A 16,327-nucleotide genomic window follows, 5' to 3' on the forward strand; every position below is an offset into this window, starting at 1 on the left:
GGTCAGTGGAACTGCGGGACGATCAGGTAGATGCCGTAGCCGACCACCGCCGCGCAGGCGGCGAAGCACAGGACGGCGGCGGCCAGCGGGCCGGTGCCCGTGGCCTGCCGCTCCTCGGCTACCTGGCGGGCCGATATCGCCAGCACACCGAGCGAGAAGACGACCACGACGACGACGCTGACGGCGAGGCTGACGACGAAGACCTGGCCGAGAGCGGCCCATTTGATGTCCATCACGATCCCCTCAGGCGGCGACCCGCCGTGGTTGGGCGGGCGGGTCGTTTCAGGTGTGCGACCCGCTGTGATTGGGCGGGCAGTTCGTTTCAGGCGGCACCCGCTGTGGTTGGGCGGGGAGTTGGTTTCAGGCGGCGACTCGCTCTGGCTGGGTGGGCAGTTCGTTGACGTTGCCCGCGTGTACGGGCTCGCGGCGGCTGGCCGCGTACAGGCCGGCTGAGACGGCGATCGCGACCACGGCGGCGATGGTGACGCCGAGCGTGCCGGTGGTGGCCACGGCGGCGGCCACCCCGCCCACCGCGGCCGCCGCGGGCAGGGTGAGCAGCCAGGCCAGCGCCATCCGGCCGGCCAGGCCCCAGCGCACCTGGGCCAGGCGCCGGCCCAGCCCGGTGCCGAGGATGGCGCCGGAGACCACCTGCGTGGTGGACAGCGCGAAGCCCAGGTGGGAGGAGGCCAGGATGACCGTGGTCGCGCTCGCCTCGGCGGCGAAGCCCTGCGGCGACTCGATCTCGGTGAGGCCCTTGCCCATGGTACGGATGATGCGCCAGCCACCCAGGTAAGTGCCCAGGCCGATGGTCAGCCCGGCGGCGGCGATCACCCAGACGGGTGGGCCGGAGCCGGAGGCGAGCGCGCCGGTCGAGATCAGCGTCAGCGTGATGACGCCCATGGTCTTCTGCGCGTCGTTGGTGCCATGAGCCAGCGACACCAGCGACGCGGAGACGATCTGACCGAAGCGGAAGGTGCTGGTCACCGACTCGTGCCGGGCGCGGGCGGTGATCGTGTACGCCAGGTAGGTGGCGGTCATGGCCACGAACCCGGCGATCAGCGGCGAGGCCAGCGCCGGGATGAGGATCTTCTGCAGCACCGTGTCGAAGTGGACGCCGCGCATCCCGGCGCCGACCCAGACCGCGCCGATCAGGCCCCCGAACAGCGCGTGCGAGGAGCTGGACGGCAGCCCGAACAGCCAGGTGAGCAGGTTCCACAGGATCGCGCCGATCAGCCCGGCGAACACCATCGGCGGCGTCACCAGCTTGTCGTCCACGATCCCGCCAGAGATCGTCTTGGCCACTTCCACCGACAGGAAGGCGCCCAGGACGTTCAGTACGCCCGAGATCGCCACCGCCACCTTGGGGCGTAGCGCGCCGGTCGCGATGGAGGTGGCCATCGCGTTGGCCGTGTCGTGGAAACCGTTGGTGAAGTCGAAGGCCAGCGCCGTGATGATCACCACGACGACCAGGAACGTCCCGTGCTCCATGTCGTTGTCCCCATCGTCTCGCCGTAACCCGGACGTTAGGCGCACGTGGTGAACCGGCCGTGAATTCCCAGCGGAGACCGGATAACGAAGTCCGGTCTCCGCGCCACACCGAGCTGGTCAGTCGGCGTTGGAAGGACGGCGCCACGGGCCGGTGATCGCCAGGACGTGGCCGGGGCTCTGGATGTTGGCGAACAGGATCCGGCCGTCGGCGCTGAAGTTGGGGCCGGTGAACTCGCTGTCGTTGAGTTCGTTGCGCGCCATCGGGTACGCCTTGCCCTGCGCGGTGACGCCCACCAGGTGCTGGATGCCCTCTCCGTCCTCGGCGAGGATCACTCCTCCGTACGGCGAGACGGTGATGTTGTCCGGCCCGTCATAGTTCGTGTCCTGGGTGGGGTCGGGGTTGACGCCGAAGATGGTCTTCAGCGTGACCGTCTGGTGGCGCGGGTCATAGAACCACACCTGGCCGTCGTGCTCGTTGACGCTGCCGTCGGTGTGGCGCGCGTAGCTCGCGACGAAGTAGGCGCCGCCGTCCGCCCACCAGGCGCCCTCCAGCTTGCGGCTGCGGGTGACCTGGTCGTTGGGGAGCTGGGTGCGTACGGACTGGACGAGCGCGTCGCGTTCGGGCACCTCCACCCATCGGACCTGGTAGCGGGTGCCGGGGGAGGTGGCCTCCGACAGGTCGGCGACGTGCGTGCCGTCGCGATAGCAGCTCAACGCCTCCAGTTTGCCCGCGGTCGCGCCGCCGTCGGAGAGGGCCAGCTCCCGCAGCGCGCCCTTGCCGCCGTGGAACCCCTTCGGCGGCGTCCAGCGGTAGTAGAGCCCGTTCGGTCCGGAAGCGTCCTCGGTCAGGTAGATCGCCGACGTCTTGGGGTCGACAGCGACGGCCTCGTGCGAGTAACGGCCGAGGAACTTCAGCGGCACCGGGTCCTGGTTGGCCTTCCGGTCGAACGGGTCGACCTCGAAGACGTACCCGTGGTCCTTCTGGAAGGCGCCCCCGGCCCGCTGCTCGGTCTCCTCGCAGGTCAGCCAGGTGTTCCAGGGAGTCTTGCCGCCCGCGCAGTTGTTGTGCGTGCCGGCCAGGCTGACGTATTCGCGGATCCGTACGCCGTGCGCGTCCACGTCGATGTTGGTGGTGCCACCGCCCGCGCCCGGATCGTAGGTGAGGCCGGGCAACGCGGGCACCCGGTACGGCTCGCTGCCGCCGATCTCGTGGTTGTTGACCAGCGTGGCGCCGCCCTTGCCACGCCCGAGCTCTGCGTCCGCTCCTTCGCTGTCCGCTCCGTCGCTTTCGAGCCCGGCGCCCTTGCCGCGGGTGAAGCTCGCCGTCCCGTCCGCGTCGCTCGGCGTCGGCTCGCCGCTCTCCAGCAGCGTCACCCCCGCCTCCGCGACGATCCGGTACGAGAACCCGGCGGGCAGGGCCAGCACCCCGGCCGGATCGGCGACCAGCGGGCCGTAGCCGAGCGGGGGCCGCGTGGCCGCGAACGCGGCGGGCCCGGCGATCGCCTCGATGCTGCCGGCGAACACTATGCCGAGGCCACCGGCGGCGCTGCGGCCGAGGAAGGAACGGCGAGAGACAGGTGCGGACATGGGACATCGCCTCCAACGTTGACGTCTGCAGGAGCCGACCCAATTGCGTCGCGGGAACGGGCGGCACCCCGCACTCCGTCCTTATGGTGAACGCTCAAGGAAGAACCGGCACCCGGATCGATCATCTTGATCGCCCGAAAGTGAATGATTCGTACGCACTGCGTTTGGAACCACGTCATGTGACGCTCCTAGCGTGCCGGTCATGAAACGCATCTCCCTCGCGGTGGGCGCGGCCCTGCTGGCCGTGAGCCTCGCCCCCACGACCGGTCCCGCGTCCTACGCCGCCGCACAGGACGGCGCGCGGGACAACACGGGCCGCGCCACGCTGACCGGCTTCGCCGCGCTCCCGGCGCAGACCTTCGTGCCCGGCAGCGAGCCCTCCGGCTCCCAGATCGGCACCACCCCGATCAACGGCGTCACCCCGCCCTTCGCCGGCCAGCCGGTCCAGGGGTTCAGCGGCATCGTCCGGCGCGGCGACGGCAGCTTCGACGTGCTGTCCGACAACGGGTACGGCGGCAAGAACAACAGCGCCGACTTCCTGCTGCGCGTGCACCGGATCAGCCCGGACTTCAAGGCGGGCACCGTACGGGTGCTGGGCGGGTTCAACCTGTCAGACCCGCGCGGCCGGGTCTCGTGGCCGCTGACCAGGGCGGACCGGGTGCTCACCGGCGCCGACTTCGACGTGGAGTCGATCGTCCGGGCGGCGGACGGCACGTACTGGATCGGCGATGAATTCGGCCCGTTCCTGCTGCACTTCTCGGCCACCGGCACGCTGCTGGAGGCGCCGATCGAGCTGCCCGGCGTCAAGGCGCCGGAGAACCCGACCCTCAACGGCGCGACGCCGAACCTGGCCGGCAGCAAGGGCTTCGAGGGCATGGCCCGTTCCGCCGACGGCCGGTGGCTCTACCCGCTGCTGGAAGGCACGGTCAGTGGAGATCCGGCGGGCACGCTGCGGCTGAACGAGTTCGACGTCCGGAAGCGGGCGTACACCGGCAAGCGCTGGACGTACAAGCTGGACAGCCCGACCAACGCGATCGGCGACGCCATCGCGGTGGACGAGCACCGCTTCCTCATCATCGAGCGGGACAACGAGCAGGGCGACGCGGCCAAGCTCAAGCGCGTCTACCTGGCCGACACCCGCGACCGCGACCACGACGGCGCGCTGGACAAGACGCTCGCCGCCGACCTGCTGGACCTGGCCAACCCCAAGGGCCTGGGCGGGTTCGGCGAGACCTTCCGCTTCCCGTTCCAGACCATCGAGGACGTCGTGATCCTCGACGACCGTACGCTCGGCATCCTCAACGACAACAACTTCCCGTTCTCGTCCGGACGGACGGCCGGCCAGCCGGACAACGACGAGTTCATCACCGTCCGCCTGCCCTTCCGCCTGCACGCCCGCTGACGAAGAGGGGGGCGGCCGGGGCCGTCCACGTAGACGAGCGGCTGCGGCGCCTGGAGCATCTCACCGGCCGCAGCCGCACCGTCGTGAGCTGACCGGGACTCTCAGGTGAAGTCGAGGGGCCCGTCGTTGAAGAGCTTGAACGGTCCCCCCATGATCGCCTGCTTCCACCCATCGTCGTGTTCGCGCAGGTGGCGCTGGTAACTGGAGCCGTATCCGCCGTCGAGGTAGGTCTCACGGGCCGCCTGCTCGTGGCCCAGCTGACTCCCCATCTGGTACGCCTCCCGGTTGGCCGCCTGCTCCTCCTTGTCCCGGGCGGCGCTGTACTCGGCGAAGTCCGTGCCGACCGGGCTGTTACCCCACCGGTCCTTGGCCATGTGAACCTGGCGCACGAACTCCCCGGCGAGCGCCTCGGAGCTGGCCGTTTCGGCTCCGCCGATGCGGATGACGTTGAGCTGCCGGTTGTAGTCGGACCACTGGATGTTCTGGCCGGTCTGGTACAGCGTGGTGATGCCGTGCTCCCTGGCGTAGGCCAGCGCCTCCCGGCCGGCGGGGGTCTCGTTCAGGACCCGCTCGGTGTCCTCCTGCGCCTGCGAGTTGTTGTCCCACGGCTTGAGCGTCAGCGTGTTGACTCCGGCCAGGGCCGTCTGCGCACCTGGGATGATCATGAGACGAGCCAGCATGTGCCTCGCCAACTGGAGAGACGTGACCGCGCCCCTCGCGATGTTGCGCTCCACCTGGCCGAGAGCCAGGGCGAGGGCCTTGCGTGTCTCCATGATCCGCCGCCTGCCGAACAGCGCCCCCAGCACCGGACCGAGCTGGAACCCGCGGATGAGCGAGATCAGGAGCACCAGGAGAGTGATGACGAGCAGGTATTTCCACGCGGTCTTGAACACCACGAGGGCGGTGGTCCCGGCGCCGACCAGCGCGGTGGCCACGGAACCGTCGTCCATCCGCCTCGACTCGAGGCTGTACTCGTTCTCGAAGACGTTGATGTCGCCGCTGTAGTTGCCGGCCGCCCGTACGTGCGCGGCGGCGGGATCCGCCTGAGCCTTGCCGTCCTTGGCGGCGGAGGCGAGATCCAGCCAGGAGCCGGCCCCCTGGAGACGCGACATGTCATCGGATTTCGGCCAGGGAGCGTCGGCCGCGACGAAGCCGTGCACCGCACGCAGGGCGGGCGGCAGTTCCCAGGTCACAGCGCCTCGATCGGGGTAGGCGTCCGGCCCGCGGCCGCCGCGCTGGCCTGCTCGGCCTGGGTGAGGTTCGCCTCGGACAGGGCGTGCTTGGACGCGATGCCACGCAGGCGCTCGGCGGTGCCGCCGAACGCGCCGCGTACCAGGTCGATCAGCCCCGCGAACTCGGAGTCGAACTGGGCGCCGGGCCGGTCGGGGCCGTCGGTGGCCGCCGCTCGCCCGGCGCCGTGGATCGAGCCCCACATGGACTGCTCCAACTGGTCGGCGGTGTCCGCGAACCGGCTCGCCGAGACGAGCCGGCTGCCGAAGACGACCCGCAGCTCGTCGTTCCTGTCTTCCACTCGTGTCACCATCGCTCCGCTAGTAACTCGTGTCACCCGCTCCGCCAGGGATCCGGTCATACGCGTGCGCTCATCAGGCCGGCCGCATCAGCCGGTCCAGCCTCATGGTCAGCTCGTTGGCGACGGAGAGGATCTCGTTCATGTTGCCGTGGGCGTCGGCCTTGATGTCCTGAAGCAGAGCGTTCAGCTCGGGCGTCTCCTGCTTCAGCGCGTCGGGGATGGCCGCCGCCGCGCGCTCCTGGGCGGCGGCTCGCCCCTGGCTGAACGCCACCCTGATCGCGGCGGCCAGCTCGTACGAGGACAGCCGCATCGCCCTCGGGTCGATCACGAGCCCGACCAGGTCGCTGGTGCCGTCGACCTCCGCCTTGACGAGGCCGTTCGCCGCCACGCCGGTCTCCCGCAGGGCGGCGAACTGGTCAAGGAAGTCCGAGGACTCGTCGTTCATCCGGGGGTCTCCAAGCAGCATGGTGCGGTCAGCGCCTCTGGTGGCGCAGCCAAGATCCTAGGAGGCGGCCTCGACGCTCTCCGTCAATGATCATCAGAGTTCATCGACGGTTAACCACGCGTTCTGGCCGGTCCCCAACCATCAGGGCTTCCTGCGGAGGGACACCTCGGGTGGACGCCACCCCAAGGAACTAGCCGAGGGCGTGGTCGAGGTTGAAGGCGGCGCTGATGAGGGCCAGGTGGGTGATCGCCTGCGGGAAGTTGCCCAGTTGCTCGCCGGTGTGTCCGATCTCTTCCGCGTACAGCCCCAGGTGGTTGGCGTAGGTGAGCATCTTCTCGAAGGCCAGGCGGGCTTCGTCGACGCGGCCGGCGCGGGCCAGGGCTTCGACGTACCAGAACGAGCAGATCGAGAACGTGCCCTCCGGTCCTTCCAGACCGTCCGGGCTGGCTTCGGGGTCGTAGCGGTAGACCAGCGAGTCGGAGACCAGCCCGCTGCCGAGGGCGTCGAGGGTGGACAGCCACTTGGGGTCGGTGGGGGAGACGAACTTGGCCAGCGGCATCATCAGGATGGACGCGTCCAGGACGTCGTCGTCGAAGTGCTGGACGAACGCCTGCAGCGAGGTCGACCAGCCGTGTTTCATGATCTGGTGGTAGATCGTGTCGCGGGCCCGCCGCCAGCGCGGTATGTCGGCGGGGAGCCCTCGATGGGCGGCCATGCGCATGGCGCGTTCGATGGCCACCCAGCACATCAGCCGTGAGTAGACGAAGTCCTTTCGCCCGCCGCGGGTCTCCCAGATGCCTTCGTCGGGTTGGTCCCAGTTCTCGCAGAGCCAGTCTATTAGCGTGCAGACCTGCTCCCAGCGGTCGCTGGAGATGGGGTTGCCCCATTTGTTGTAGAGGTAGATGGAGTCGAGGAGTGCTCCATAGATGTCCAGCTGGAGTTGGTTGACGGCGGCGTTGCCCACGCGTACCGGCGCGGACCCCCGGTAGCCCTCCAGGTGGTTCAGCTCGGATTCGGGCAGCTCACTGCGTCCGTCGATGCCGTACATGATCTGCAGCGGGCCGGTACTGCCGGCACCGGTGAGCGGGACGTGCGTGGACAGGAAGCCCATGAAGGCTTCGGCCTCCTCGGTGAAGCCGAGCCTGAGAAGCGCGTACACGCAGAACGCGGCGTCACGTACCCATACGTAGCGGTAGTCCCAGTTACGTCCGCCCTTGACCTGCTCGGGCAGGCTGGTGGTGGGCGCGGCGACGATCCCGCCGGTCGGCGCGTAGGTGAGCAGCTTCAGCGTGAGGGCCGAACGGTGGACGACCTCACGCCACCTGCCCCGATAGCGGGAGGCGGACAGCCACTTCCGCCAATACCGCACCGTGACGGCGAACTGCTCCTCCGCCTCCGCGATCGGGCAGGGTCGCGGGGTGATCCCGTCGCCGATCCGGTCGAGGGCGAATACGGCGTGCTCACCCTCCTTGAGCTCGAAGCTCGCCCAGGCGTCCCGTCCGTCGGTTTCGATGGGCACGCTGGCGGACAGCGCGAGGGACAGGGACTCCGACTCGAACGTCGTCCGGGACCCGTGCTGGTGGACCGTGTGGGGTTGCCTGGCGTAGTCGAACCGGGGAGCCACCCGGGCGCGGAACGGGAGGGCTCCACGGACGCAGGCCACCCGGCGGATCACCCGGTGCCGGTCCACCTCGTCGGAGTCATCCTCGATCGGCATGAAGTCCTGGATCTCGCCCACCCCGTCGACGGCGAAGAAGCGGGTGATCAGGACATTGGTGTCGGGGAAGTAGAACTGCTTGGTCTTCGCCAGAGTGTCGGCGTACAGCTCGAACGACCCGCCCTTGTCGGCGTCCAGGATCGAGGCGAACACGCTCGGGGCGTCGAAGCTCGGGCAGCAGTACCAGTCGATCGTGCCGTTGGTGCCCACGAGCGCTACCGTGCGCAGGTCGCCGATCAACCCGTGCTCTCCGATCGGCAGGTACCGCGAGTCCTCGGGGTAGCCGCCTGGTCCAGCCGTCATATCTGTTCCCTGCCACGATTCCGGGAAAATATGCAGGTCAGAGCAGCTCGACGCTCGGTCAGGCCGCCGACGGTGGAGGGGGCATGCCGTACGAAGCGCTCATCGTCAGGACCCGCTTCTCCAGATAGAGGCACATCATCTCTGTCACGGTGTCTCTGTTCTGCGGCGTGAGGTGGAATGTCTCCACAGCTTCATGTTCCTTCAGGACATCGACCCACGGCTCGGCGGGGGACATCACCGTGCCTAGGATGAGGCACGGGCTTTCGAGCATATCGAGTACGACCTGCCGAAACGCCGCCGAGTACAGCTGCATGGGCCCGATCTCGTCCACCAGCACGATTCCCCCCGGATTGTTCGACAGGGCGGCACGCAGGGCGGGCACGGCGACACCGTCCAGGAATTCGAGGTCCACGCCATACTTGAGCCGTCCATGGCTGAGCAGTCGCCCCACGCGCATATCACTGTCCGAATCAATGGACGCGAGCCGCCCTGACCGGCCGTCCAGCATCTCGATCTCGAAGCCCACGCGCTTGCCGTCTATTCGCCGCTCGGTGGCGTAAAAACCCACGACGCTCTTGGGGGCCAGTCTGGTGACGACGTTTCTCAGGGCCGTCGTCTTGCCGACCTTTTTGACGCCAGTAAAGAGCAGTGCCCTACCCATGATCGCTCCCCGGAATGAGTAGCCGCGGCAAGCCGGCGCCCTTGAGGTCGCCCCAGAGGACCGGGTTCTGGCGGCCATTGCTGTAGTCACGCACTTGATGGAAAACCAGGTCGTACAGACTGGCCAGACCGATGACGTTAGACGTCCCCGGACTACGTAGCTGTTCGAGCAGGTAGTAGGAGAAAACGCCATGTCCGAGAGTGCCGTCTTCCCGCGCGACTTCGTCGTCGGCACAGGCCGACAGGAAGATCGTTCCTGAACCGAGCGGCAGGTTTTCCAGCCGGATCCGCGGTCGGTGCGTTCGGCGCTGCTCCGCCAGCAGGGGCCCGGTTATCCCACGCCCATCGGAGTAGCCGGAAAAACAGGCATCGAGGATGAAGACCACGAGGCGCGCATTGAGCCGGCTGGCCAACCGGGCCAGATCTGTATGCACCTCGATGGCGCTCGAAAGCAGCGCATGCCGCTGGGTGTCATGGCAGACCAAGAAGCGTGACACTTTATCGAGCCCGGGATGAATTTCGGGGGAGCCGTGCCCGGCGAAGAAGATCAGCACCGCGTCACGGCGGTCGACGATCCGTGCCAGTCGCACCCCGATGAGGTCGATGATGCCCGACCGAGTCGCCTGATCGTCAACGAGTGAATGCACCTGCACACTTGATGCGTATAACGCCTGCCCGAACAATTCGGCAAAGGCGAGCGCATCCGCTCGTGCGTATGACAGGTCGGGGATCGTTATATCGGCATACTTGTTCACGCCGATGAGCACCGCATGAAGCCGGGTCATTCGTGACCCCCTGCCGAGCGGTGTTCGAGGTAGTCACGCAGCGCCTCCGCCGCCAGCAAGTCGCCGTAGCCCAGGAGCGCCGCCCCATCGGGGACGGGATATGAGTAAGAAGCGTGCAGCTTGGAGCGTGAGGCCGCCAGTTGGTGATATTTCGAACCGTCGCGGAGGCGAACGATGGCCAAGGACGTCACTTTCAGCAGCGCATCGGCCGTGTCGGACAGCATCGTCACTGACTGCTTCTCGTCCTGACGCCCCAGTCCCAGCATGCGTCGCGCGGTGTTGGCTTCGGTGACCACTCCGTCCAGGCCGCCCAGAATCTCCGCGACCTCGGTCAGCGCGTCGAAGAGCCGATAGAAGTCGTGCGGCACCACGTCGAGCACCACGAGGGCGCCACTCCGCCTGGCCTCGGCGACAGCCCCGATGACCGCCGCGAACCGTGGTACGGAGCGGGAACGAAGACAAAGCCCCGAGATCCAGATGAGATCCCATGGCCCGAATTCGCCGGCACGCACGAAGTCGCTCGACAAGGCGTCATTGGCACTCACCGAGGACGTGAACATGTGGCGCGCACCGGACGCGTCGTAGGCCACGAGGGTACGAGCCGTGGGAGCCGTCGTACTGCGCTGAACCCGGCACTCGAACGGCGCCGCGGCCAGCACATCGCCGATGATCTCGCCGGCGGCGTCCTCGCCTACTGAGCCGACGACTGTAGGTGAGAGCCCGAACTGTACGGCCCGTCTGGCGAATTGGTAAGCCGTGCCACCTACCTGGTCGGCTATGGGGCCGCGGGCCAACAGTTCGCCAGAGGCGGCGACGCGGGACCAGGTTTTCGGCAGCCAGGTCTCCACGACGGTATCCAGACACAGGTCGCCCATGACGAGCACCCGAGGCGGGTCGTTCACCGCTCTGTTCCCGTGGGCATGTCGAGGATGTGGCCGTGATTGATCTTGTCCCGGTAGTAATCACGGAGCTGTGGATGGCGTGCCAGATCAACCGCCACCGGCAGCAGGTTCGCTACTTTTATCCCGTCTCCAGCAATGGCACCGGCTTTGGCCGGACTATTGGTCAGCAGGCGAATGGACGTCACCCGCAGGTCGTACAGAATGGCGGTCGCCTGCTCGTAGTGCCGCTGGTCGTCGCCGTAGCCCAACCTCCGGTACGCCTCGGTTTGCGGGATGCCCTCCTCGGCGGACAGCTGAGTGGCCAGCATCAGCGCGAAATGCCCGTTGGCTCGTCCCTCCTGATCGAGCCAGATCACGACCCCCCTCCCGTGTTCCTGGATCGTCGCCTGCGAGGTGGCCATCTGCTCGCGGCAGTCGCATTCGATGCTGTTGAACACGTGGGCGGAAATGCAGGCCGAGTGGACCCGGCACGGCACTTCCTCCTGTCCGCTCACCTCGCCGTGGACCAGGGCGACGCTCTCCGCGACCCCGTCGTAGTAGAGAATCTCCCGCCAGCTGCCGAATTTCGTCGCCAGCGGGCGCTCAGCGAGTCTGACGATCGCTCTTGGCATGCCGCTACTCCAGATTGTCGGGCAGTTGTAGACCGGCCTGTTTCCGCAATATCAAGTTCAGGGCCATGACATGGCTGCAAGTGGCGTGCACTGCGAAGAAGTCGCACGTGCACGACCAGGAGCCGGCCTCGAAGCTGATATGCCGCTCATCGTGTTCGGATCGCATGGTGACTTGTAGCGAGTCGAGGCAGAACCTGTCCTGCTCCCGGGCGTAACGCTCCGCCTTCTGCCACTTGGCGGCGACCGCCGCTGTCATATCAGGCATTGTTTTCCGTTTCTTCATGGGTTTCCAGCCAATTCTGGATCTCCGTGGTAGTCCGATCCGCAGGACACGGCTCTCCGTCAGAGCGCTCTGCGCTTTGTCTCGGGCGCTTTCGCGAGCGCTGTTGGCCCAGTCGAGGAGCGCTTGGCCGAACTGAGCGTGTACCAGCCACACCTGATCCCCGAGCGTCTCGGAGATCTGCCGGCTCTCCGAGAACAGCCTTTCCGCGTCCGCGGTCTGACCGGTCTCAAGAGCGAGTTTGGCCATCTGAAACAGAGTCGCCTGCTCCATCACCGGATCTCCGACCAACTGCTCCAGGAGCAGCGCCTCCTCGTACAGCGTCCGGGCGGAGTCGGTCCGGCGCGCGGCGTGTTCTATTCGCGCCCGCTCATGGATGGTTTTGGCCAGGGCTCCGTCACGACCGGCGCGGCGTCGGCTCTCGTATACGCGGGTCAGCAGCTCCTGTGCCTCATCCAGCCGGTCCTTGCGATAAAGGATCTTGGCGATTTGATGATCGATGTCAGAGATCGCCTCTTCGTCGTCGGCCAGCCGGCGCGCATCCCGATAGACGGTCTCCGCCTGATCGAAATCGCCCATCCGGTAATGCACTTGGCCTACCCCGCGAAGTGCCTGCAGCCATAGACCGCGGGCGTCCGCCTCCATCGCCAAGTACGCGGCCTGTCCGTAGGCGTCTTCCGCGTTCGTGAAGGCGGCAAGCCGATATTCCACCAAGCCACGGACGATGAGGAAAGCCGCCTGACGTATCTGATCACCGGATCGGGACGCGGACCGGACGGCGGCGTCAAGCAGGTCGAGCGCCAAGGGCCACGGCCCTCTGCGGATCAGCGGGAGGTCCCGGTGGCCCACCACCGTTTCGCAGTAGCTCAGGATGTCTCGCCAGAGCCCCAGATCTTCGGCGACGCGCAGCGCTCTGCGGATGTTGCCCGACTCGTCGGCGGGATAGTTGCCCTCGTTCGCCAATTCCAGCTGTTGGGCGAGTTGCGATCTTACGAGGTCGCTCATCTTCTCTTGGGACAGCCCCGCGTGCCGGCGTCGCAGATGGGCGACAAGGAGCGAATGCATGACGCAGCGTGTGCCGCCTCCCGGCTGGTCGTGGCGGTCGATCAACGCGGCGCCATGAAGCTCGTTGAGCGCCGCGTCGAGCCGGGATCTCGTGGTGGGGGTGAGTTCACGGCCGCCCATCGCCACATGGCGCCATGCTGACTCTTCGGCTCCGTCCTCGAAGACGGCCCAGGCGTCGAGGAGGTCGCGCACGGCGGGAGTGCGCTCTTCCAGAAGAGTGATCACCCTGCCGAGCATCTCGCTGTTGACCGCGAGTGGCCCGCCGCCGCTCAGCCTCAGGAGATCGCCCCGCATCTCCGTCCAGCGTTGTCCGAGCTGCAGGAGAGACGCTGTGTACTCGATGGTCTTCGGATGCCCGAAACACAGCCGAGAGGCTTCGGCTACGTGCTCATCCGCGCCCACCAGCCTCCTCGCCCTCTCGGTTCCGCCCAGACAGGCGACCATGAGTTCGCGGGACGCGTCCTGGGGCAAGCCTGTCACGGTGATCCAATTCGCACCGATGATGCTCTGCAGTTCGGCGCGATAGGAGTAGGAAATGAGCACGGCACGTCCGCCGAGGCTGGTGTCCCATGAGCTCAGCAGCGCTATGACCTCCGCGAGGACGGATTCGGGCGCTTCATCGATGTCATCGAAGATGAGGAGGAAACGGCCGCGCGAGAGTCGCATGGCGACTTCTTCGGGCCGCATGGTGCCTTCCCCTTTCGGCCAGCCCAATACCTCGGCGAGATCGGATGCCGCGAAGCTGCCCCGTAGCGAGAAGTAACCGATGCCGCCACGAAATTGCCAACCGTAGCGATTGGCCATTGTCTGCACTATGGTCGTCTTTCCGTTTCCGGTGATGCCGACAAGGCCAATGTAAGGACTCCCTCTGTCTTCGTCGAAGAGCCGGTGATAGAGGGCGAGCAGTTCGTCGGCTCGATCGACGACCGCGCGGTGCTGCGTCGGCACATTCGCCGGCGGATTGCAGGCGAAATAGTTGGGGCGTCCGCTGGTCGGCATGGCGTCGAAGGCGGGCGTGCTTTCTCGTGGCCCGCGGACTCGGATGGGATCCGCCGTATTTCTCAGGGGAATGCGGCGAAGCACGGCTTGCGAGGCGCTGTTGACCACCTGGCTCAGCGGGGTCCTGGTGAAAAGGAGTCCGTAGATTTCCTCGATGGCGCGCAGGGCATCACGCCTGCTGATGCTGCCGGCCACGGAGATGGTGGTCAGGTTGCGATTGGCAAGCGCCAGCCGGTCGGCGAGGCTCTCGGTCGAGCATCCGTTCAGGACGAGCAGACACTGCTGACGGTTGGGAAACGCGTCGGCGAACTCGTCTTCTTCCACCAAGATCGCCGTGCCGTCACGGTCTTCGAACTCGATTCCGCCACCACTATGAGCGGCCACGTGAACAATGTCGAACTTATCAGTGGCAAGCGCGCGCCTAAGGTTGCTGATGGTCGGCGGCGTTAGGCGGAGGATGTCCACTTCCGCCCCCGCTTCCTCCATCGCGGCAGTGACGTGCGCAAGCTCGGTTTCCGGGTGAAGCCGCCCAGGGTCGTTGATAGGCGACGGCGTGACCAAGAGCAGCCGTATCGGGGCAGTGCTCGCCGCCAGGGCCTCGTTGAGTGTTACGGGCGTTGTCACGCTCGCCTCCCGGCATGAGGGGAAGCCCTAAATTATGCAGCCGCTCGCTTAGTCTAGACGGAAACTTCGCGCAGAACACCGGCAACCTTTTGACGGACACCGCGCTCCGTTGAACGCGAAGGATGTGCGCTTCATCGCGCTGTGCCCGCTTTGCGCACATCGCAGGTAAACGATCAGCGCGATTTGTTGATCAAAAGCAGCCATGTGTCGCTCTTAAATGTATTTATGGTTGGTCATGCTGACCAGTCTCGCGTCGAGGGACACGTAGGCGGCACCGGTCCTGCCCCACGTCGCCCGCTCCTTGTGCTTTCTTTGTGCTCCCGCCTGCCAGGATGACCTCCGACCGCTTGGTCCAAGTAGTTCATCCTTCGTGGAACAGCCGAGAGACAGTCGAGGGTAACGAGCATGATTTCGCAGGTCAGGTTGGGAAGAGTCGTCGCCTTATCGATCGGGGTCCTGCTCCTGGCCATGTCGAGTGCCACCGCCGCTGGGGCGGTGACCCCCGCCACCGCCGGGGCCGTGACCGGCACGTTCGCGGCCACCGGACCCCTGCCGTTCGATCTGCCGGCGAAGGCCAGGCTGCGGGCCTCCGCCAAGAAGGTGTTCGCGCACTACTTCACGCCGTACCCCGTCTCCTTGGACAACAAGGAGAGCAGCGTCGACTACTACACCAAGAACTACCTCAACCCGGCCGGCGAGAGCGGTAAGCACGCGGCCTACGGCGGGCTGCTGCGCGACCGCCCGCGGCCGCGCGCCGTGCGCTCCGGCGACTATCAGCTCCAGGACATGGAGAGCGAGGTCAAGACGGCCGCCGCGGCGGGCATCGACGGCTTCACCGTCGACATGCTCTCGCTGTCCAGCGCCAACTGGACCCGGCTCAAGCTGCTCGTGAAGGCGGCCGAGGCGGTCGACACCGGCTTCACGATCGTCCCGATGCCCGACATGACGTCGTTGTCGGCCGACGCCGCGACGCTCGCCGCCTCCCTCGCCGAGCTGGCCGCGTCTAAGTCGATCTACCGCCTGGCGGACGGCCGCGTCGTCGTGTCGCCGTTCAAGGCCGAGGCCAAGAGCGCGGCCTGGTGGGCGGACCTCATCGACATCATGAACACCAAGTACGGCGTCAAGGTCGCCCTCGTACCGACGTTCCTGAACTTCTCCGCCAACGCCGCGGCCTTCGCCCCCATCAGCTACGGCTTCTCCAATTGGGGCAACCGCAGCCCGGCCGGGCAGTCGGGCATCGCGAGCAACATCGAGAAGGCGCACGACCTCGGCAAGATCTGGATGCAGCCGGTCTCGGTCCAGGACGAGCGCCCGAACCAGAGCATCTACGACGAAGCCCTGAACACCCAGAACCTCCGCACCACGTGGGAGGGCTCGATCAGCAACGGCGCGGACTGGGTTCAGCTCACCACCTGGAACGACTTCTCCGAAGGCACCCAGTTCACCCCGTCCCCGCACAACGACTCGTCCTATCTGGACATCTCGTCGTACTACCTGACCTGGCTGAAGACCGGTACGGCCCCGGCGATCGTCCGGGACACGGTCTACCTGACACACCGCACCCAGCTCGCCGCCGCCAAGCCCACGGGTGGCCAGACGAAGCTGATGGCGCCCCGCTCGGGCACCAGCACGCCCAGGGACAGCGTCGAGATCCTGTCGTTCCTCACCGGTGCCGCGACCGTGAACGCCACCATCGGCGGCACGGCCAAGACCTACCAGGGCAAGGCGGGCCTGCAGGCCCAGCTCTATCCGCTGGCCAACGGCACCAACAAGGTCTCCGTGGTCCGCTCCGGGACGACGACGGCCACCGTCACCTCCCCCTGGACCGTGGTGGCCGCCCCCGTGGTGCAGGACCTGCAGTACCACGCGGTCAGTAGCGGCCGCTGATCGCGAAAGGGCCACCCGAGGGGGTTCTCGGGTGGCCCTTT

General features: G+C 66.9%; 14 protein-coding genes. 2 read left to right on the forward strand and 12 right to left on the reverse strand.

From position 1 onward, the window contains the following. Nucleotides 1-2 precede the first annotated feature (2 nt). From AB0L53_RS06830 to AB0L53_RS06840, 3 genes are all read right to left on the reverse strand, one after another. Nucleotides 3-233, reverse strand: coding sequence for a hypothetical protein (locus tag AB0L53_RS06830; RefSeq protein ID WP_363991415.1), 231 nt, complete (start codon nucleotides 231-233; stop codon nucleotides 3-5). Between the two features lie 127 nt (nucleotides 234-360). Then, nucleotides 361-1,488, reverse strand: a complete 1,128-nt coding sequence (locus AB0L53_RS06835) for an inorganic phosphate transporter (protein WP_363991418.1) — start codon at nucleotides 1,486-1,488, stop codon at nucleotides 361-363. 117 nt (nucleotides 1,489-1,605) lie between these two features. Then, nucleotides 1,606-3,075: an alkaline phosphatase PhoX gene (locus tag AB0L53_RS06840; RefSeq protein WP_363991421.1), complete on the reverse strand. Its 1,470-nt coding sequence runs from the start codon at nucleotides 3,073-3,075 to the stop codon at nucleotides 1,606-1,608. A 202-nt stretch (nucleotides 3,076-3,277) separates the two neighbouring features. Between AB0L53_RS06840 and AB0L53_RS06845 the strand changes: the two genes are divergently transcribed. Further along, nucleotides 3,278-4,477, forward strand: coding sequence for an esterase-like activity of phytase family protein (locus AB0L53_RS06845; protein WP_358544364.1), 1,200 nt, complete (start codon nucleotides 3,278-3,280; stop codon nucleotides 4,475-4,477). Nucleotides 4,478-4,578: 101 nt separating this feature from the next. Here AB0L53_RS06845 and AB0L53_RS06850 read toward each other — a convergent pair whose 3' ends face one another. The 9 genes from AB0L53_RS06850 to AB0L53_RS06890 form a co-directional block, all read right to left on the reverse strand. Beyond that, nucleotides 4,579-5,670 (reverse strand): hypothetical protein, encoded by a 1,092-nt coding sequence (locus AB0L53_RS06850; RefSeq protein WP_363991424.1) that lies wholly within the window; start codon nucleotides 5,668-5,670, stop codon nucleotides 4,579-4,581. Beyond that, nucleotides 5,667-6,008, reverse strand: coding sequence for a hypothetical protein (locus AB0L53_RS06855; RefSeq protein WP_363991428.1), 342 nt, complete (start codon nucleotides 6,006-6,008; stop codon nucleotides 5,667-5,669). Before AB0L53_RS06855 ends, AB0L53_RS06850 begins: the two co-directional genes overlap by 4 nt. A gap of 73 nt (nucleotides 6,009-6,081) precedes the next feature. Next, entirely contained in the window at nucleotides 6,082-6,453 is a 372-nt protein-coding gene (locus AB0L53_RS06860) for a YbaB/EbfC family nucleoid-associated protein (RefSeq protein ID WP_363991431.1), read from the reverse strand. Nucleotides 6,454-6,643: 190 nt separating this feature from the next. Continuing rightward, a complete protein-coding gene (locus tag AB0L53_RS06865; RefSeq protein ID WP_363991434.1) occupies nucleotides 6,644-8,473 on the reverse strand; it encodes a glycoside hydrolase family 15 protein in 1,830 nt (609 codons plus the stop codon). Between the two features lie 58 nt (nucleotides 8,474-8,531). After that, complete coding sequence (locus AB0L53_RS06870) at nucleotides 8,532-9,134, reverse strand: nucleoside-triphosphatase (protein ID WP_363991436.1); 603 nt, start codon at nucleotides 9,132-9,134, stop codon at nucleotides 8,532-8,534. Then, nucleotides 9,127-9,918: a caspase family protein gene (locus AB0L53_RS06875; RefSeq protein ID WP_363991439.1), complete on the reverse strand. Its 792-nt coding sequence runs from the start codon at nucleotides 9,916-9,918 to the stop codon at nucleotides 9,127-9,129. The genes AB0L53_RS06870 and AB0L53_RS06875 overlap by 8 nt, the downstream gene beginning before the upstream one ends. Next, nucleotides 9,915-10,820: a hypothetical protein gene (locus AB0L53_RS06880; RefSeq protein ID WP_363991442.1), complete on the reverse strand. Its 906-nt coding sequence runs from the start codon at nucleotides 10,818-10,820 to the stop codon at nucleotides 9,915-9,917. Before AB0L53_RS06880 ends, AB0L53_RS06875 begins: the two co-directional genes overlap by 4 nt. Next, nucleotides 10,817-11,431 (reverse strand): hypothetical protein, encoded by a 615-nt coding sequence (locus AB0L53_RS06885; protein WP_363991445.1) that lies wholly within the window; start codon nucleotides 11,429-11,431, stop codon nucleotides 10,817-10,819. The genes AB0L53_RS06880 and AB0L53_RS06885 overlap by 4 nt, the downstream gene beginning before the upstream one ends. A gap of 4 nt (nucleotides 11,432-11,435) precedes the next feature. Continuing rightward, nucleotides 11,436-14,399, reverse strand: coding sequence for a tetratricopeptide repeat protein (locus tag AB0L53_RS06890; RefSeq protein WP_363991448.1), 2,964 nt, complete (start codon nucleotides 14,397-14,399; stop codon nucleotides 11,436-11,438). Between the two features lie 405 nt (nucleotides 14,400-14,804). Between AB0L53_RS06890 and AB0L53_RS06895 the strand changes: the two genes are divergently transcribed. Next, the gene (locus tag AB0L53_RS06895; protein WP_363991451.1) at nucleotides 14,805-16,286 is read left to right on the forward strand and encodes a glycoside hydrolase family 71 protein; all 1,482 of its coding nucleotides are present in this window, start codon (nucleotides 14,805-14,807) and stop codon (nucleotides 16,284-16,286) included. Nucleotides 16,287-16,327: the final 41 nt, after the last annotated feature.

The sequence above is a fragment of the Nonomuraea sp. NPDC052129 genome (genome assembly GCF_040680095.1).
GTDB lineage: Bacteria > Actinomycetota > Actinomycetes > Streptosporangiales > Streptosporangiaceae > Nonomuraea.